18 protein-coding genes and 2 pseudogenes are annotated in these 17,286 nt (G+C 72.8%); 11 read left to right on the plus strand and 9 right to left on the minus strand.

Features of this window, described 5'->3' with window-relative positions; translation table 11 throughout:
• Positions 1-907, plus strand: a pseudogene (locus tag PV350_RS11005) (transcriptional regulator); the annotation flags it as partial.
• 29 nt (positions 908-936) lie between these two features.
• Here PV350_RS11005 and PV350_RS11010 read toward each other — a convergent pair.
• A complete protein-coding gene (locus PV350_RS11010; RefSeq protein WP_500333507.1) occupies positions 937-2,049 on the minus strand; it encodes a VanZ family protein in 1,113 nt (370 codons plus the stop codon).
• 229 nt (positions 2,050-2,278) lie between these two features.
• A complete protein-coding gene (locus PV350_RS11015; protein WP_499510261.1) occupies positions 2,279-2,869 on the minus strand; it encodes a hypothetical protein in 591 nt (196 codons plus the stop codon).
• A gap of 185 nt (positions 2,870-3,054) precedes the next feature.
• On the opposite strand from PV350_RS11015, the gene PV350_RS11020 reads away from it, so the two are divergent.
• From PV350_RS11020 to PV350_RS11030, 3 genes are all read left to right on the plus strand, one after another.
• A complete protein-coding gene (locus PV350_RS11020; RefSeq protein WP_499510262.1) occupies positions 3,055-3,201 on the plus strand; it encodes a hypothetical protein in 147 nt (48 codons plus the stop codon).
• Between the two features lie 101 nt (positions 3,202-3,302).
• Entirely contained in the window at positions 3,303-3,605 is a 303-nt protein-coding gene (locus tag PV350_RS11025; RefSeq protein WP_500333508.1) for an Imm32 family immunity protein, read from the plus strand.
• A gap of 81 nt (positions 3,606-3,686) precedes the next feature.
• Positions 3,687-4,076 (plus strand): hypothetical protein, encoded by a 390-nt coding sequence (locus PV350_RS11030; protein ID WP_499510264.1) that lies wholly within the window; start codon positions 3,687-3,689, stop codon positions 4,074-4,076.
• A 27-nt stretch (positions 4,077-4,103) separates the two neighbouring features.
• Here PV350_RS11030 and PV350_RS11035 read toward each other — a convergent pair whose 3' ends face one another.
• The gene (locus PV350_RS11035; protein WP_499510265.1) at positions 4,104-4,304 is read right to left on the minus strand and encodes a hypothetical protein; all 201 of its coding nucleotides are present in this window, start codon (positions 4,302-4,304) and stop codon (positions 4,104-4,106) included.
• A gap of 133 nt (positions 4,305-4,437) precedes the next feature.
• On the opposite strand from PV350_RS11035, the gene PV350_RS11040 reads away from it, so the two are divergent.
• Genes PV350_RS11040 through PV350_RS11050 form a run of 3 tightly spaced genes read left to right on the plus strand, consistent with a single transcriptional unit; the run spans position 4,438 to position 7,244 of the window.
• The gene (locus tag PV350_RS11040) at positions 4,438-4,647 is read left to right on the plus strand and encodes a ferredoxin (protein ID WP_499510266.1); all 210 of its coding nucleotides are present in this window, start codon (positions 4,438-4,440) and stop codon (positions 4,645-4,647) included.
• Complete coding sequence (locus PV350_RS11045) at positions 4,637-6,004, plus strand: NAD(P)/FAD-dependent oxidoreductase (RefSeq protein ID WP_499510267.1); 1,368 nt, start codon at positions 4,637-4,639, stop codon at positions 6,002-6,004. Before PV350_RS11040 ends, PV350_RS11045 begins: the two co-directional genes overlap by 11 nt.
• Before the next feature lie 34 nt (positions 6,005-6,038).
• The gene (locus PV350_RS11050) at positions 6,039-7,244 is read left to right on the plus strand and encodes a cytochrome P450 (protein WP_500333509.1); all 1,206 of its coding nucleotides are present in this window, start codon (positions 6,039-6,041) and stop codon (positions 7,242-7,244) included.
• Positions 7,245-7,259: 15 nt separating this feature from the next.
• On the opposite strand, the gene PV350_RS11055 is transcribed toward PV350_RS11050, so the two are convergent.
• Positions 7,260-7,808 carry a CGNR zinc finger domain-containing protein gene (locus PV350_RS11055; RefSeq protein ID WP_499510269.1) on the minus strand — a complete coding sequence of 183 codons (549 nt, stop codon included), beginning with the start codon at positions 7,806-7,808 and terminating at the stop codon, positions 7,260-7,262.
• Positions 7,809-7,921: 113 nt separating this feature from the next.
• On the opposite strand from PV350_RS11055, the gene PV350_RS11060 reads away from it, so the two are divergent.
• Positions 7,922-8,347 (plus strand): SRPBCC family protein, encoded by a 426-nt coding sequence (locus tag PV350_RS11060; protein WP_499510270.1) that lies wholly within the window; start codon positions 7,922-7,924, stop codon positions 8,345-8,347.
• A 179-nt stretch (positions 8,348-8,526) separates the two neighbouring features.
• Positions 8,527-10,098: a hypothetical protein gene (locus PV350_RS11065; protein WP_500333510.1), complete on the plus strand. Its 1,572-nt coding sequence runs from the start codon at positions 8,527-8,529 to the stop codon at positions 10,096-10,098.
• Positions 10,099-10,147: 49 nt separating this feature from the next.
• On the opposite strand, the gene PV350_RS11070 is transcribed toward PV350_RS11065, so the two are convergent.
• Positions 10,148-10,837, minus strand: coding sequence for a TIGR04222 domain-containing membrane protein (locus PV350_RS11070; protein ID WP_500333511.1), 690 nt, complete (start codon positions 10,835-10,837; stop codon positions 10,148-10,150).
• 389 nt (positions 10,838-11,226) lie between these two features.
• Between PV350_RS11070 and PV350_RS11075 the strand changes: the two genes are divergently transcribed.
• On the plus strand, positions 11,227-11,883 hold the full coding sequence (locus PV350_RS11075; RefSeq protein WP_500333512.1) for an aggregation-promoting factor C-terminal-like domain-containing protein: 657 nt from the start codon (positions 11,227-11,229) through the stop codon (positions 11,881-11,883).
• 87 nt (positions 11,884-11,970) lie between these two features.
• Here the strand turns inward: PV350_RS11075 and PV350_RS11080 are convergent.
• The 4 genes and pseudogenes from PV350_RS11080 to PV350_RS11095 all read right to left on the minus strand — a co-directional run.
• A pseudogene (locus tag PV350_RS11080) lies at positions 11,971-12,363 on the minus strand (LLM class flavin-dependent oxidoreductase); the annotation flags it as partial.
• A gap of 183 nt (positions 12,364-12,546) precedes the next feature.
• Complete coding sequence (locus tag PV350_RS11085) at positions 12,547-13,140, minus strand: DUF6193 family natural product biosynthesis protein (RefSeq protein WP_500333513.1); 594 nt, start codon at positions 13,138-13,140, stop codon at positions 12,547-12,549.
• A complete protein-coding gene (locus PV350_RS11090; protein ID WP_499510275.1) occupies positions 13,119-13,283 on the minus strand; it encodes a hypothetical protein in 165 nt (54 codons plus the stop codon). The genes PV350_RS11085 and PV350_RS11090 overlap by 22 nt, the downstream gene beginning before the upstream one ends.
• Positions 13,284-13,401: 118 nt before the next feature.
• Positions 13,402-15,612, minus strand: a complete 2,211-nt coding sequence (locus PV350_RS11095) for a HelD family protein (protein ID WP_500333534.1) — start codon at positions 15,610-15,612, stop codon at positions 13,402-13,404.
• Positions 15,613-16,182: 570 nt separating this feature from the next.
• On the opposite strand from PV350_RS11095, the gene PV350_RS11100 reads away from it, so the two are divergent.
• Positions 16,183-17,286 carry a hypothetical protein gene (locus PV350_RS11100; protein WP_499510276.1) on the plus strand — a complete coding sequence of 368 codons (1,104 nt, stop codon included), beginning with the start codon at positions 16,183-16,185 and terminating at the stop codon, positions 17,284-17,286.

Here is a 17,286-nt window from a genome sequence, read left to right on the forward strand (position 1 = left end):
TCCCTCCCCCGCTCCGCGCCCCTGGTACCGCCGCCGACGGGTCCTGGCGTCCATCGCCGTCGTCGGCGCCCTGGTCGCCGCATTGCGCAGCACGTCGGCCCTGTCGGGCGAACGCTCCTCCGAGGCGGGCGCCTCCCGCACCCCCGGCTCGCGGACGACCGCCACCGGCGCACCCCACCGTTCGGCGACGTCGGCCACCACGTCCCCCTCCCTTTCCCGGAGCTCCGCCCCGCCCGCCACCGGCAGCGGTCCCACCACGGCTGCGAAGCAGACCACCGGCCTGCCCCTCACATGGAGCACCGACTCCCTGGTCTGGGACAAGGGCTGCGGCCACGACTACGTCATCGCCAAGCCGCCCGCTCAGGTACCTGCGCCGCCGGTGGAGCAGGATGCCCGGGCGTGGGCGGCGGCGCAGGGCGCGGTGCACGGGCAGCAGACGAGGGTGCAGATCTCGGTGCAGGGGCGGTCGTCCGCGGCCGTGGTCCTCGAGGCGCTCCACGTCCGCATCGTCAGCCGCGGCAACCCGGCCGCCGGGAGTGCGTACGCCATGGGCCAGGGCTGCGGGAGCGACCTCACGCCCCGCCGCTTCACCGTGAACCTCGACGTCGACCGGCCCGTCACCCGTCCGAAGGACGGCGCCGACGGTGAACACGTCGTCCCGGCCGCGCATTTCCCGTACCGCGTCTCTGCCGAGGACCCGGAAGTGCTGCTGGTCGACGCGATGACACGGACCCACGACGCCCGCTGGTACCTCGAACTCGACTGGTCCTCCCAGGGCCGCACCGGCACGATCCGCATCGACGACCACGGCCGCCCGTTCCGCACCACCGGCATCACGGCGATGCCGCACTACTGGTACGGCACGAACGACGCAGGCCGGCGTGCCTGGGTCCCCTACGACGGTTAGCGCTGTGACCGCATGGGTTCCCCGGGTCGTCAGCCGCAGTAGTCGCCGGACTTGGTGTCCGGGCCGGTGCCGGCGGTCGCGGCGAGGCGGACGCCGAGGAGACGCCCGGCGGAGTTCACCGTCACCTGAAGCGACGTCACGGCCCGCATGCTGTCGTCACGGTAGGGGTACGTCACGGTCCACATCCCGCCCGCGCCGTCGTCGGCACGGTCCACCGCGGGCCGCTTCGTGTCGGCCGTGGGGTAGTGCAGGGCCACGTACCGGTCCGCGGACCGCTCGGCGGCCGCCGCGTCGTGCACCGACCAGGAGGAGCCCGGGATGGGCTTCCCGACCGCCGCGGCCTCGGTCCGGGGGCCCGTCGACACGTCGACGCGGAACCGGTCCGGGTCGGGCCAGCTCATGAAGGCGACCCCGCTCGGTGCCAGCTCCGCCCACACCTCCTCGTTCACGCCGTCGATCCCGCACGGAGTGGTGTCCTGGACCCGGACGATCCTGACGTCGTCGCCCAGCGCCTTGCGCACCGCCTGCCCGATCACCGCCTGCTGTTCCGCCGACGCCTGCCTGCTCGGCTCGGCGTGGTCGACGACCCGCACGTCGACGACGGTCGTCAGCACGAGGGCCACGGCCAGGAACCCCGCGCCGGTGGCGGCCTGGAGCCCGCGGTGGCGCGTGGGCCAGGGCGAGAGCCGCGTACCGGCGAGGCGCAGCGACAGGACCCCGATGCCCGCGCCCACGACGGCGCCCACCACGTTGGTGGTGAAGTCACTGGTGTCGCAGTAACGGCCGATGACGGGAAGGCAGGCCTGGACGGTCTCGATCCCGCACGCCAGGAGGACGGACAGCAGCACAGGGGGCACCGGGCGGCGGGCCGCCCGCACACCGAAGAAGCCGATCGGCACGAACAGGGCGACGTTCATCCACCCCTGGGCCGTCCCGAACGCCTCCCACACGTCCTTGCTCACCGTGCATTTCACCGCGCCTGTACCGACGGGTCTGAGCCAAAGCGTCAGGAACAAGGCGGCCGTCGTGGTGGCCGCCCATGCCCCGTAGGTCCAGGGCCGGTCGGAACGGCCACGCAGGGCGACCGAGACGACTCCCAGCACGGCCGCGGAGACCAGGGTGACGAGGAGGAGGTACAACATGTGCCCTCCGAAGACGAGAGCGAACAATGCCGTGCCTTTCGAGCGCGAGGAGATCAGCCGACGGCGCGCGAATCGCGGCGCGTCGGCGATCACCATGGCTCCCGCAGGTCATGACCCCTGGTTCAACTCATGACCAAGCTGTAACAGCCCGCCCCTGCCGGCCCGGAAGATCACCGGTACAGGCTCCGGCCCGGCGTTCGGTCCTCCGGTTGAACGCCGTCTCCCACGGCTACGGCGTGGGCTCGGTCCCTTCCGGAAAACCCAACGCATCGAGGAGTGTGTCGAAGAGGTCCTCGACGAAGGTCCCCTCCGAGCGCAGTACCTCCTCGATCCGGGACTGCGGTGCCACGGCCGGGATGCCCGCCGCTGCGGCCCAGGCGAGAGCGCCTTCGGCGTCGGAAGGAACCTCCGCGTCGAGTTCCGCGCGTGTGCGGCTCACGGCCTCGTCGAACTCGGGAGTGTCCACCCACAGGAGCTGGTCCTCCAGGTCCTCGGGTTCCTCGGTGACGAGTGCCGCAGCAATGTGCAGGTTGAGCCACGCCTGCCAACGTCGCCCGTCGGTCCCCAGCCCCGTCACCAGGGCGACGCTGCTGTCGGATACGGACGCCACGCAGGCCGGTGCGCCGGTCCACTCGACGAGGGCGGGCAGATCGCCGTCCTCCCAGATCCCATCGTCGAACTGGAGGGTCTGCCAACCACCCGCTCGCGGCCACCACTCGTGCACCGCGTCCTTCAGCTCCCGGTCGATGCCGTCGAACACGGGCGCTTCCAGCAGCGGACGCTTGCTGCGGGCAAAGAGCAGGTGCCCGGAAAACCCCACGGGAACTCCTTCTTGGAGACGTTGCCCGCACCTTATGGGCTGCCACCGACACGGCAGGCTCGGGCCGGCTCGCGCCCCGTCCACCGCCGCTGCGACCCTTTGTGTGCGCAAACCTTTCCCGAACCGTCCGCGGCGATTTGCCGCCGCATTCCGCACCGCCGCACCACGCGTGGAACCCTGCGGTCGTGAACGACGACGAACCTCCGGTCGAACCGCTGGACGACGACATGCGCACCTGCGCCTTCTGCGGGCACCCGGTTCCTGAGGAATCGCTTGACGAGTACGACTGTCCCGTGTGCGGAGACCCGGAAGGGCGCGACGTACTGCTGTGAGGTCCTGGCGAGAACGACGCGCCGGCGCGGGGCCGAGTCCGCTGGGCGGCGACCGCATGCCAGGGCGCGGTGAAATGAAGATGCGGCAAGGTGAGGCGACGATGGTCGGCATGGCACCCGAGTCGAAGCCCGCGCCGCCCGCCGCGTCGACGCACCAGACCGCGCTCACCGATGGCGTGGCCTCGGTCTTCACATGGGACGAGAACGCGCGCATCGAGGTGCGCGACCTCGGACGCGAGATCGTCATCGAGGCGAACGCCGATGGGCTCAGAACCCTCGCACGCCATTTGCTCACGCTCGCCGGCAACGGCACCCCTGACGGTGCGCACCTGCACCTTGAGGCCGGAGTGGGGCTGGTGGAGGGATCCGTGGGTCTGGTCCTGGAGCGATGCGACGACGAGTGACGTCCGTGCGGGCTGATCCGGGGCGCTCGTCGTCACATGCCGGAAACATACGCGGCGACGATCCGCCAGTAGGGTCCCGGCATGCTCCTTTTCCACTTCACGCGGCCGGGGCTGTGGCCGCTGATTTTGGCAGACGCGGAGATCAGGGCGACCTGGCCGGAGGAGCTGGACGACGTACCGGAACTGGCGCGGTCCGTGCACCTGACGGCCGATCCGAGTCCGGGGTCGCTGCCGGGGGCCTTCCGGGACCGCACCGTGCGGTTCACGGTGGAGGTTCCCGCGCCGGAGGCGCAGCGGTGGCATGCGTGGGCGGGTACGAGGCTGCCCGCGGGGTCCGCGGAGGCGCTCGCGGCGTCCCGGTTCGACGGGCGTCCGGACGAGTGGTTCGTGCTGGAGCGGGCCATCCCGTCGGCGGAGTGGGTGTCGGTGATCGACCTCGGTGTGATGACGCCGCTCTGGCCGCGTCCGTAGGCCGTCCGTAGCCGCGTCGGCGGGCCGTCACCAGGTCGTGGGGCCGGCGCCGCGCCACTCGACGAGGTCGCTGTCGTACAGGTCGCCCAGGCGCATGCGGAGCCCGGCGCGGCGGGCCAGCGCGAGGACGTCCCGGGGTCCGTAGGCGAGGCCGAGGATCCTGCCGTCGCACCGCACGCGGCGGCCGCCGGTGCCCGAGGGCGGGTACACGATCACTCGGCATCGCACCGGCTCAGCGTGGCCCCGCAGGGGCGGGAACGCATCCTGGCGGAATGTCCGGGCGGAGTATCCGGGCGAGCGCCGCGGCCCCGCAGGGCGTACGAATGGAGGGACATCAAAGCGCCGGAGAGAGTGGCTGGGCATGCGCGTTGTCGTGGACCTCACCCGTTGCCAAGGCTATGCGCAGTGCGTGTTCCTTGCGCCGGACATGTTCGAACTGCACGGCGAGGAGGCGCTGCTGTACGACCCGGCGGTCCCGGGCGACCAGTACGAACGCGTGCGCCAGGCCGCCGCGGCGTGCCCGGTGCAGGCGATCCTGGTGGGCGAGGAGGTGAGCGCCGGTGTCCGCTGACCTCCTGGAGGGCCGGATCGTCATCGTCGGAGCGTCGCTGGCGGGCCTGCGGGCCGCGGAGACGCTGCGCGAGAAGGGCTTCACCGGTTCGCTGACCGTCGTCGGGGACGAGCCCCACCCGCCGTACGACCGGCCGCCGCTGTCCAAGGGGGTGCTGCTCGGCAAGGTGTCGGCGGACGCCACCGGGCTGCCGATGCGTCGTGATCCGGAGGCGGAGTGGCGGCTGGGGGTGCGCGCCACCGGGCTGGATCCGGTGGGGAAGCGGGTCCTGCTGGGCGACGGCTCGTCGCTGCCGTTCGACCGGCTGCTGATCACGACCGGGACGCGGGCGCGGCCCTGGCCGGTTCCGGAGGAGGCCGCCCTCGACGGGGTGTTCACGCTGCGCACCAGCGACGACGCCGCGCGTCTGGCCGAGCGGCTGGCCGCCGGGCCGCGCCGGGTGCTGGTGATCGGGGCGGGCTTCACCGGTTCGGAGATCGCGTCGGTCTGCCGCGAGCGCGGTCTGGAGGTGACGGTCACCGAACGCGGCCCGGCGCCGCTGGTGGGGGCGCTCGGCGGGACCTTGTCGAAGCTCGCGTCCGCCATGCAGCGGGCGCACGGTGTGGACCTGCGCTGCGGCGTGACCGTCACCTCGCTGCGCGGCAACGGCAGGTTCACCGGCGCGGACCTGTCGGACGGCACCCGTGTCGACGCGGACGTGTGCGTCGTCGCGATGGGCGCGGTCCGCAACGTCGAGTGGCTGGCGGAGTCCGGGCTGGCCGCCGGCCCGCGCGGGATCGCCTGCGACGCCGGGTGCCGGGCGTTCACCATGTACGGGATCGTCACGGACGACGTCTTCGTGGCCGGTGACGTCTCGCGCTTCCCGCACCCGCTGTACGAGTACCAGCTGCTCTCCCTCGAGCACTGGCGCAACGCGGTGGACCAGGCCGAGGTCGCCGCCCACAACATGGTCAGTCCGGGGCCGCTGCGGCGGCCGCACCTGGCGGTGCCGACGTTCTGGTCGAGCCAGTTCGGCTACAACATCAAGTCGGTGGGCGTCCCCACCTTCTCCGACCAGGTGGTCATCGCGCAGGGCTCGCTGGAGGAGCGCCGCCTGGTCATGGCGTACGGCTACCGCGGCCGGTTGACCGCCGCGGTCACGGTCAACATGGCCAAGTCGCTGGAGTACTACGAGCGCCTCATCGAGACGGCCGCCCCGTTCCCGCCCCCGCTGGGCGCGTCGGACCGCCGTACGGCGGCCGAGGTCGTCCTCCCCTCCGATGTGCCGGACCCGAGCCGGCTCTCGCACGGTCCCACGGTCGCGCTCACCGGGTACCTGCCGGACCGGCGGCTGGTCCTGGCGAGGCCCGCCGGGTGACCCACCCCCGCCCATCCACGAGGAGCCACCACGCATGACCGCCGAGACCCTGCTGGAACGGATCACGGATTACGCCAGCCGCCCCGACCCGTACCCGCTGTACGCGGAGCTCCGCGAGGCCGGGCCCGTGGTGCGGCAGACGGACGGCAGCTACCTGGTCGGCACGTACCACGAGATCGTCGGCCTGCTCCACGACCCGAGGCTCAGCGCGGACCCCCGCAACCGCACCACACCGGCCGCCCCGGCGGCGGAGGAGACGCAGCACCTGCCGTTCCTGCGGCTGGACGACCCCGAGCACCACCGGTTGCGCACGCTGGCCATGCGGCCGTTCGGCCCGCCCCACAACCCCGGCCGGGTCGACGCGATGCGCGGGGAGATCACCCGGATCACCGGGGAACTGGTCGAGGGGCTCCGGGGCCGCGACCACGTCGACATCGTCGACGACCTCGCCTACCCCCTGCCGGTCACGGTCATCTGCCGGATCCTCGGTGTGCCGCGCGAGGACGAGCCGCGGTTCCGGGAGTGGACCGACCTGCTCGTCGCCTCCGCCGACATCAGCCCCGGCGAGGACGCCGCCGCGCGGGCCGAGGCGGGTCGCAAGGGCCGGACGGAGATGGGCGCCTACCTGCTCGGCCTCGCGGAGCAGCGCCGCGGCCGGCCCACCGGCGATCTGCTCTCGGACTTCGTCAACGAACCGGATCCGGAGCTGCGGCTCACCGACGAGGAGCTGGCGATGACCGCGATCCTGCTCCTCATCGCGGGGCACGAGACGACGGTCAACCTGATCACCAACGGTGTGCTCACGCTGCTGCGCCACCCCGACCAGCTGGAGCGGCTGCGCCGGGAGCCGGAACTGCTGCCGGAGACGGTGGAGGAACTGCTGCGGTACGAGCCGCCGGTGCACCTGCGCGAGCGCATCCCCCTCGCCGACGTGGACATCGCGGGCACCGTCGTGCCGAATGGCACGTCCGTGATCCTCGCGCTCGCCTCGGGCAGCCGTGACCCCCTGCGGTTCCAGGATCCCGAACGCTTCGACCCCGCCCGCAAGGACAACGAGCACTTCGGCTTCGGCAGCGGCGTCCACCTCTGCTTCGGCGCACCCCTGGCGCGCATCGAGGCCCAGGCGGCGCTCGGCGCGCTGCTGCCCGGTCTGGGGACGGCGACCCTGCTGCAGGACCCGCCTCCCTACCGGCGCAACGCCATGCTGCGCGGGCCCCGTCACCTCTCCGTCAGGTTCTGATGCCCCTCGCTCGCCTCAGGCCTCGGTGGTGCGGTGGCGGGCCCGGAAGGCGGCTGCCTTGACGCGGTTCCCGCAGGTCCTCATCGCGCACCACTCACGCCGGCGGCCCCGGGAGCGGTCGAGGTAGACCTGGGTGCACTCCGGGCGGGCGCACTCGCGCAGCAGCGCCCCGTCCTCGCCGCCGATGATCTCGACGGCCTCGCGGGCGACGGCGGCGAGGCCTTGTGACGCCGAACCGGAGCGGCTCGTGCCGTCGGGGCCGAGCTGCGTCACCACGGGTGCCCGGGCCGCGTGGCGGTTCACCGCGGCGACCGCTCCGGCGGGCAGCGGTTCGCCGTCGAGCCGTGCCACGACCAGGGCATAGATCGACTCCCGCAGGTCCACGGCCGCCGCGAGGTCCGACGTGTCGGAGCCGGGCTCGCGGTCGAGCATCCGGGACTCGACGAACCAGGAGTCGAGGAGCTCGGGCGAGGCGAGCTTCTCCGTGGGCAGCGCATTGCGTCGTGCGCGCAGCGTGCCCAGGAAGTCGAGGGCGAGCGTCCCACAGGGGAAGGCATGGTTCACATCACCATCCTAACCGGTGATCCACGATTCGTCACTGGCTTGACAGGTGACTTCCCCCCGTGACACGGTCGTCACCGTTCAGAACGGTTACTCATGATGTGGGGGACGCCGCAATGGCTGTCGTACGTTTCCACCTGCTCTCCTCGCTCAGCCCGTCCGAGGCGCTCGCGGTGCTCACCGACTTCGGTCCCGCGCGGGCCCGGAACTGGCCCACCATCGACGCCGAGCACCTCACGGTGCACGCGATCGGCGACACCTGGGCCGAGGTGACCGAGGGCACCGCGTCCGCCTGGGAACGGGCGCGCTACGACTGGGACGCCGGGACGGGAAGGGTCGCCATCACCACGCACGACTCGAAGGTGTTCGGCCCCGGCGGCGGATGGATCTTCCAGCTGACCCCCGAGGGGGACGGCACACGGGTCGACGTCGAGCTCACCCGCACCCCCGGCACGCTCAAGGGCAAGGTGCTCGCCACGCTGCTCCCCGTCGCCGCCGCGTCCCTGCGCAAGTCCTACCGGCAGCCCTTCAAGGCGGCGTGATCACGCCGGCTCCGGCCCGGCGGCAGCTCAGGCCCTGCGGCGGCTCCGGCCCGGACCGGCGGCCCGATTGCGGGCGGCTGGCCCGATTCCGCCCCTCGAACTCACTGTCGAGATCCGGCTACCGTCCGTACACTGACAAGTTGCAGGCATGCGGGCAGTGTTGACCGGGGGGAGCCGCCATGTCCGAGCAACCGCACGGCACCGCGCACGGATACGGGTACGGATTCGTCATCCCGCCCATGCCCTCCACCCCGCCGCCCGCGCCGCCGGACGGGCTGCGCGCGGCGGCGGTGGGGCTGCTCAACCTCAGTGGCCTCGGCCTCGGTTACGCCCTGACCCGGCGCTGGGTGCTCATGGTCGTGTGCTGGTTCGCGACCGGCATCCTGCTGCTGGTGGCACTGCCCGCCGACCCCGACGGGGTGCCCGTGGGCCTTGTGGTCGTCTACCTGGTCCTCCTCCTGGCCGCGGCCGTCCACGGCGCCGCGGTCGGCCTGCGCACCCGGCTGGTGTGGCCCGCGGGCGCTCCCCTGGCGATCGCCCTCGGACTGGTGCTGCTGGCCGTGCCGGCCGGCGGCGTCGTGCTGTACGACATGGCCCGCGACGAGGCGAACGAGCAGGCGCTCCTGGACCGGCTCGAGCAGGCCGACCGGCTCGTGCGGGCCGGCGGGAGCAGACCCTTCGACGCGGCCCGGTCCGACTACGGCAAGGCCCTGCGCGAGTACCGGGACATCAGATCCGGCCACCCTGACTCCCGGGCCGCCGGCCGGGTACCCGACCGCCTGAAGACCTACTACACGACCGTCGGCGCCGCATACGAGCAGCAGGACTACTGCGCGGCGATACCGGCACTGACGTACCTGCGCACGGTCCCGGCCACCATGGGCCAGCAGACGCTCGGCGCGCTCGCCCAGTGGCCCGACGACCGCCTGGCCGCCTCCCTCTACGCGTGCGGGGCGCAGCGACTGGGCGACGAGGACGCCGGCTGGACGGAGGACTTCGGCGACCTCCTGGGCACCTTCCCCGACTCCGAGCAGGCCGCGAAGGTCGCGCCCGCCGTCGACTCGGCCGTGGACAAGGCCGCGAAGGACGTGAGCGGCTCCGACCCCTGCCCCGCCGTCGACCGGCTGCGCACCCTCGGCACCCAGGCCCGGGGCCTGAACGCGGGCGCCGGGGACGTCGGCGACGCCGTCGCGGCCTCCGCCGCCCGGGCCGGGAGGAGCGCCGACTCGGGGGTGTACGCCTGCGGGGTCGACCAGTACAAGGACGGCGACTTCGGCGAGGCGCGGGAGACGATGAACACGTTCGTCGCCGACAACAAGGGCGCGAAGAACCGCGCGCTGGCCAAGAAGTTCGCCATCGCGGCGGAGGTCGCGGACGAGATCCCCGCGGCGGGCAAGCGCCTGCCCACGCTGGCCTCCGGCGGCAGCATCTCGGTCACGATCAAGAACGACAGCCCCAACCCGATCACGGTGCTCTACACCGGGCCGGTGACCGGCAGCCTCACGCTCAAGGCCTGCCGCAGCTGCACCTCGTACTCCCTCCTGACACCCTCCCTGGCGGGGTTCAAGCCCTGCCAGGACAGCGGCACGAACTACCCCCAGCGCACCATCCGCCTGCCCGTCGGCACCACGTACTTCCTGCACAAGTCGACGTCGTCCGACGGATCGAGCCCGGCCTCCGACAAGGCCACGCTCAAGCCCGGCTACATCTACACCGAGTGCGCCTACACGACGAAGTCCTTCGGCTTCTGACCGTCCGGCGCCGGCCCTCGACCGCCCTCGTCCGCCCTCGTCCGGCTCGTCAGTCGGAACCGCCGCCTCCGCCGCCGCAACCGAAGCCGCCGGAGTGGTCGGTGTGGCCGGAATGGCCGGAATGGCCGGCACCGCCGTCGGCGCCGTGGCCCGTGTCGCCGTCGGGGTAGTCGGCGCGCCAGCGCAGGAACTCGTGCCTGCCGAACGGGAACAGGCCCTCGTCCGCGACCGCTCCCCGGCCGATCAGCCCCGCCTCAGCGGTGAAGGCCGGGACGAGCGCGGTCAGCGCCGGGTCGCCGTAGAGGGCGACCGCGAACAGGATGTCCTCCTCCGCGAGCCCTGCGGGACCCTGCGGCATCGGCGTACCCCGCCGCAGGTCCGCCAGGTACCGGCGGGCGGCCCGGGTCGGGCTGACGCGCACCAGGCGCAGCAGCCCCGCGCCGGCCAGTTCGGCCCGCATCCGGGACAGCGCCTTGCGCACGACGGCGCGCCCGAGCAGTTCCCTGATCCCCGCCGGGCGGTACAACCCGACGCGTATCGCCTTCTCCAGCGGGTGGCGGTGCGGCGGCGGGTTCGCCTGCTCCGGGGAGACCTCCCGGCGCAGGGTGCCCGGCCGGCCGGACTCCACGGCGCCGCGCAGGTGCAGCGCCACCACGGCGACCGTCACGGCGGCCCTCGGGCCCCCGCGCAGCAGCGCGATCTCGTGCGGTTCCAGCCGGACCGCCGTTCCCTCGTCCATGGCGCCACCCCCCGTGTGTCTGCCGGGTACGTGCCCATCGGCGGGGGTGGTCGAAGCCTGCCGGGGCGGGGTTCAGAGGGCGATTTGAGGGTGCCGTAGCGGACGTACGGCCGGTGGTGTAGGTGCGGCCGGCGGCCCTCCACCGGTACGGGGCGGGACTGCCGGGGCTGATGGTGCGAGTGTAAGGAAATGTGCCGGAGGAATTGCCTTGGGGCGCTCCCCTACGGCAGGCTGTCGCTCTAGTCAGGCCCTGTCATCCGCACACCCGTACGTACACGCGTACGGGGCAACGGAGTTGGCCGGTGGTCGCCGTGGGCGGTCCGAGCCGGTGGGAGGGGCACGATCGCGTCCGGGAGATCACCGAACGGGCCACGCTGGAAGGAAACCGTGTGAGCCGGATCTCGGTCCGGGGGATCGCGGTGGCTTCGGCCACGGCGGTCACCTCCGTGGGCGCCGTCGTCGGTGTCGCCTCGAGCAGCCAGGCGAGCGAGCAGCCCTTCGCCGCCTCCGAAGTCGACACCGTCCTGTCGGACATACCCGCCGGCCAGCGGGTCCAGCAGGCGTCCCTGACGCAGCAGGTGCAGGCGCAGTCCGACGCCGCCGACGTCGGCACCAGGAAGACCGCGGAGCAGGCCGCCCGCAAGCAGGCCGCCAAGGACGCCACCGCCCGCAAGGCGGCGGAGGAGAAGGCGGAGGCCGACCGCAAGGCCAAGGCCGCCGCCCGCGCGGCGCTGGTCGTGAAGGCCTCGTACACGGTCGCCGAGGTCCAGGACATGGCCCAGGCGATCATCGGTGACGCCTCGCAGTACCAGTGCTTCTCCAACATCGTCACCCACGAGAGCGGCTGGAACTACACCGCGACCAACTCCTCCTCCGGCGCCTACGGCCTCGTCCAGGCCCTGCCCGGCTCCAAGATGGCCTCCGCGGGCGCCGACTGGCGCACCAACCCCGGCACCCAGATCAAGTGGGGCCTCAAGTACATGGACAGCCGCTACGGCAGCCCCTGCGGTGCCTGGTCGTTCTGGCAGGCCAACAACTGGTACTAGGGTCCCGCCGCGAGGTCGGCTGCGGCCGCCGAAGTGGCGAGCGGCAGCAGAAGGCTGACGGTATACGTCCGTGCGGCCGATCGGCACGTTCGCCGTCTCGAACTCGTTGTGCTGCCAGCCCTGTCCCAGGCCGGCGATGACCCGGCCGCCGCTGAACCGGTCCAGGGTGGCGAGCCGACGAGCGAGCATCACGGGCACGTGCAGCGGCGCCACCAGGATCGCGGTGCCCAGCTTGATCCGCTCGGTCACGGAGGCAAGGTAACTCAGCGTCTCCAGCGGCTCGTACGTCGAGCCGTAGAACTCGGGCAGCATCTGGGGTTCGCCTCCCGTCCACAGCACGACCTTCTCCATCGGGCGGAGCAGGCGTTCGAACGTCCACAAGGCGGAGTAGCCGAGCCGTTCGGCCTCTTTGGCGACCTTGACGATCGTCTCCGGCGAGGTCTGCGGCCCGGCGGTGGGCAGTGCGAGACCGCGTTCCATGGGTCCTCCAACAGGTGGAATGCGTCAACGGGTTGTCAGGGATCGGCAGTCGGACGGGAGCAAGATCGCCGGGTACGTCGACGCCTGCGATGACGAAGAGGTCCGGCGTGTGCAGCCCGAGCGCGGGCGCGAGCCGCCGGATGCCGGTGCGCCGTCAGCCGTTCCAGCAGCACCTCGAAGGGCTCACCTGCCGTCGTCGGATGCGGAGGTGCCGGCGACGGCCGGTCCGAGGTCGGCGGGGAGGCGGGCGACCAGCGCGACCGCTTCTTCCGCGGTGGCCGCCTCGCCGATCACACCGTCCCCGAGGTGGAGGTGGTCCTTCACGCGATACGGATGGCCGTCGTACGCGGGGACGATGGCCACCTCCAACCGGGACGGGTGCCCGGTGCGGGCACTGAAGCCCAGTACCCAGTGGCTGGAGAACGCGAAGAGCTGCCGCAGCCGCGGCTCGGCACGGGCCGCCTGCACGAGGAGCCGGAAGCCGTCGAAGGCAGGCGCCTCCGCTGCCTGCTCGTGCAGCCTCCGCCACTGCAGCTCGACCTCGGCGGCCGGTCCGCGTTCATGGGCTTCGGCGCGCTCGCTGGGGTGGAGGAACGAAAACCGTTGGTGCAGTTCGCGGAATCCGGTGCCGTTCCCCCAGGCCTCCCCCACCCGCACCACGTCCTCGAGGTCGGCCGTGCTCCCCGAGATCAGCTCGACCCCCCGGCTCCATCCGGAGAACGTGAAACCGCGCTCCTTGGCGAACGTGTAGACGATCAGCGGATCGCGGTCGGGCACCGCGGTGGCGGCACGCGCTGGAGGACTACGCCACCGCCGTCACGCACGATCGTGAGATCGGCGCCGAGGCCGACCGCTGCCTGCTCCAGGGCGGCGGACAGGCCACCTGCGGCGATCAGGTCGGGATAGAGGTCGGGGTCCACGCGCCCAGTGTGGCGTCACCGCGCGGCGCGGGGAACACGGGGACGGCCCGTACGACTACGGACGGCCCCGGCCGGTGAGGGCCGGGCCGGGGTCGTGAGGTGGGCGTGGGGGTGGCGGTCAGCGCAGCGACGCGGGCAGGTCCTCGCGGTGGACGATGCCCATGCGCTGGGTGGCACGGGTGAGGGCCACGTACAGGTCGCTGGTGCCGAAACGTGCCGGTTCCACGACCAGGACGTGGTCGAACTCGAGCCCCTTGGCCTCGCGGGGGCCGAGCAGCACCACGGGCAGGGTGAGGTCGGGCTCGGCGCCGGCCGTGACCCCGTCGAGCGGGGCGGCGATCTCCTCGTGCAGCGCGCGCGGCGCGATCACCGCGAGGCGCCCCTCGTGGGGGGTCAGTTCCGCGACGGCCCGCGCCACCGCGCCGGCCAAGTCCGCGCCGGCGTGCCGCGTCCACGGCTTCTCGCCGGTGGAACGGACCGACCGGGGCGGCTCGAAGGCGGGGTCCTCGATGCGTACGACCTGCGCGGCCAGGTCCATGATCTCCGCGGGCGTACGGTAGTTGACGCCCAGCCGCACGTGCTCGAAGCGGTCGCCGACGTACGGCTCGAGGATCTTCTCCCAGGAGCCGACGCCCGCCTCCTCCGAGGTCTGCGCCGGATCGCCGACCAGGGTCAGCGAACGGGTCGGGGACCGTCGCATCAGCAGGCGCCACGCCATCGGCGACAGCTCCTGCGCCTCGTCGACGATGATGTGCCCGAACGCCCACGTACGGTCGGCGGCGGCCCGCTCGGCGGCGCTGCGGTGGTCGGCCTCCTCCTGCCGGTCGGCCATCCGCTCGGCGTCGATGATGTCGTGGGCGGCCAGGACCTCGGACTCCGCGTCCTCGAACTCGTACGACTCCGAACCGCGCGACACCTCCAGGACGCCCTGGGCGTAGGCGATCTGTTCCTGGCGTTCGGCCTCGGCCGCGGCCCGCGCGGCGCTGTCGTCGACGCCGAGCAGTTCGGCGGCCTCGTCCAGGAGCGGCACGTCGGCCGGGGTCCATTCGCCGTCGTCCGGGGCGCGGCGGATCGCCCGGGCGTCCTCGTCCGGCAGGTACGCCGGCTCGGCGAGGTAGCCGGTGAGGAACTCCTGCGGGGTGAGCATCGGCCACAGCTCCGCCACGGCGGCCCGCACCCCCGCGCTGGCGGCGACGCCCTTGCCGAGCTGCGCGAGGTCGTCCGGGCCGAGGAAGTTGGGGCCGCCGTACGGGTCCGCGCCGATGCGGTCGGCGAGCTGCGCGGTGAGGGCGTCGATGACGTGGAAGGCGAAGTACGGCCGGGCGAGGTTGTGCGGCAGGCGCGTCTCGCGGGCGGCGTCCCGGGCCTGGTAGGCGATCTCCCAGTCCAGGACGAGTTCGCCGTCGTCGTGCGGGATGACGATCGGCGCACCGGGCTCGGGCAGCACCTGGCGGTCGCGCAAGGCGAGGGCGAGCGCCTCGGCCATCTCCGCGCCGCCCTTGACGGCCGCCGCGCGCGGGGTGTCGGTGCCGCGGGCGTGGACGCCGGGGAAGAGTTCGGCCTGCGTGGCGAGCATGACGCCGGTCTCGCCGAGGGCGGGCAGCACCTCGCCGATGTACCGGAGGAAGGCCGGGTTGGGACCCACGATCAGGACCGCGCGCTTGGCCAGCAGCTCACGGTGCTCGTACAGCAGGAAGGCCGCCCGGTGCAGCGCGACCGCGGTCTTGCCGGTGCCGGGGCCGCCCTCGACGACGAGGACGCCGCGGTGCGGGGCGCGGATGATGCGGTCCTGGTCGGCCTGGATGGTCCGCACGATGTCGGCCATGCGGCCGGTGCGGGCCGAGTTGAGGGCGGCGAGCAGCACGGCGTCGCCGGTGCGGTCCTCGAAGCCGCTGCGGTCGTCGTCCTCGAGGTCGAGGATCTCGTCGTGCAGCTCGGTGACCCGGCGGCCCTGCGTGGTGATGTGCCGGCGCCGGCGCAGACCCATGGGCGTGTGCCCGGTGGCGACGTAGAACGGCCGGGCGACCGGTGCACGCCAGTCGATCAGGAGCGGGGTGTGGTCGGTGTCGTCCTCACGGATCCCGATGCGGCCGATGTGGTGCGCGGCACCGTCCTGCAGGTCGATCCGGCCGAAGCACAGCGAGCCGTCGACCGCGTTGAGGGCCGCCAGCAGACCGGAACGCTCGGCGACGAGGACGTCGCGTTCGAGACGGGCCTGCATGCCGTTGCCCACCGGGGTCAGCGCGTCCTCGACGCGCCGGGTGGCGACCCCGCGCAGCGTGTCGACCCGCCCGTAGAGCCGGTCGATGAATTCCTGCTCCTTCTGCAGTTCGACTCTTTCGCGAGTTGACACATTCGCTCCCTGTCGGATATGGTGATTCCAGTGGCCCCCGGTGAGGGGCCGTTTCTGTGCGCGCACAGAAACACTCAATATACGTGAGGAAATCCCCGTACCGCAATTGCGGTACGGGGATTTCCTGCGTTCGGGGCGGGGCCTGGGCCTCGGCGCTGCGACGGTGCCGGGACGCCCCTCCGGCGGGCTGCGGCGCGGGGGCAAAAAAGAAAAGGAAAGGAGCTCGTCCGCTCCAATCCGTTCCCAACGTATAGCGCACCGGGGGCCTTGCGGCAAGCCCCTGGGGGTGCCGCAGAATCGCCCGCCGTAACCGGAATTCGGGGCGTGGGGAGGCATGAAGTGCGTGCGCTGTTGTCGACGTACGGGCCACGGGGGGACATCGAACCGCTGGTGGCGACCGGGACGCCGCCTGCCGCGGCCGGCGCGGTGACCGGCACCCGGGAGCCGTGGGATCCGGACGGGCGGGCTCACCCCGCCCCGGGACCGCGGCGGGGTGCCCCTATGATCAACGCCCGCTGGACGAACGATCGAAGCGGGGGGCGGACGATGACCTACCGGCGTGCGGCGATACCGGTCCTGACCGGGGGGTTGCTGCTCACGGCGCTGTTGTGGTGGGCGGGGTCGAGCGCGCACGCGCTGAACCTGCCGGGCACCGTCGACGTGATCGGCGGCCGGGCGGCCGCGGAACTCGGCACATGGCTGACGCCCTGGTCGTACGACCCGCCGGGCTGGGGGCAGCCAGCCGGCGCGCCGACGGGCGGCACCGACTACCTCACGCTGTACAGGACCGGGCTGCAGATCCGGTTCGCCGCGGTGTTCGCGTCCTTCGTGCCCGGGGCGCTGCTCCTGCTGCGCAGGCTGCCCCCGGTGCACGGCCGGTGGCCCGCCACGCTGCTCGCGGTGTGGGCGTGGGGCCTGGTGGCCGGAACGCTGGCGGTCACCGTCTCCGCGCCGTGGCTGATCGCCTCGCACGGGCACGGCAGCTACCGCTTCCTGCCCCAGCTGGCCTCGGTGATCACCACCGGGCGGCAGGCCGTCGCGGTGGCCGCGCTGCTCGCGGCGGCGGTGACGGTGCTCACGGCGCGCATCACGGCCAAGGGCGCGGACCCGCTCCCCCAGGCGGTCGTCCCGGCGCGTGCGGGCCGGCTGGCCGCGACCGTCGGGACGGCGGTGATCGCGGTGTCCCTCGTGGTGCTCTCGTACCAGTCGGTCGCCGCCGCCCTCCAGACCTACTCCCCCGGCATCGGCCTGCTCTCCGAACCGGGCGACCTGCTGCGCCAGTGGCTGCTCCTCGGCGCCTGGACGACCCCGTCCGGCGGGCCGCTGACCGGCTGGCTCCTGGCCCGCGCCGCCGACGTGCTGCTGCTCGCCGTGGTGTGGTGGATGCTGCGCCGGCTGCCCGTGCTGCTGACACGGGCCACGTTCCCCGCGATGGCGGTCTGCGCGGTCTGCGCGACCGTGCTCGGGCTGATCGCCTCGCAATTGCTGCGGGTCGCCGTGGACGGGGCCGGTCTGCACTGGGGGCTGCTGTACCTCTCCGCCAGTCTGGGCATCGGGGTCCCGGCCGCGCTGACCTTCGGCCTCGCGGCGGGCGTGGCGGCCGCCACCACGCTCCGGGTCGCCGAGCGCCGCGCGGCGGGGGGTGCCTGA

Origin of the sequence: Streptomyces sp. PA03-6a, assembly GCF_033792765.1 — a bacterium.
In the GTDB taxonomy this organism is placed as follows: domain Bacteria; phylum Actinomycetota; class Actinomycetes; order Streptomycetales; family Streptomycetaceae; genus Actinacidiphila.

Coding starts and splice junctions, on each gene's coding strand:
- PV350_RS11030 (WP_499510264.1), top strand. CDS start 3,687: ATGCTCCTTTTCCACTTCACGCGGCCGGGGCTGTGGCCGCTGATTTTG.
- PV350_RS11100 (WP_499510276.1), top strand. CDS start 16,183: ATGACCTACCGGCGTGCGGCGATACCGGTCCTGACCGGGGGGTTGCTG.
- PV350_RS11070 (WP_500333511.1), bottom strand. CDS start 10,837: ATGGACGAGGGAACGGCGGTCCGGCTGGAACCGCACGAGATCGCGCTG.
- PV350_RS11060 (WP_499510270.1), top strand. CDS start 7,922: ATGGCTGTCGTACGTTTCCACCTGCTCTCCTCGCTCAGCCCGTCCGAG.
- PV350_RS11050 (WP_500333509.1), top strand. CDS start 6,039: ATGACCGCCGAGACCCTGCTGGAACGGATCACGGATTACGCCAGCCGC.
- PV350_RS11010 (WP_500333507.1), bottom strand. CDS start 2,049: ATGTTGTACCTCCTCCTCGTCACCCTGGTCTCCGCGGCCGTGCTGGGA.
- PV350_RS11025 (WP_500333508.1), top strand. CDS start 3,303: ATGGTCGGCATGGCACCCGAGTCGAAGCCCGCGCCGCCCGCCGCGTCG.
- PV350_RS11065 (WP_500333510.1), top strand. CDS start 8,527: ATGTCCGAGCAACCGCACGGCACCGCGCACGGATACGGGTACGGATTC.
- PV350_RS11040 (WP_499510266.1), top strand. CDS start 4,438: ATGCGCGTTGTCGTGGACCTCACCCGTTGCCAAGGCTATGCGCAGTGC.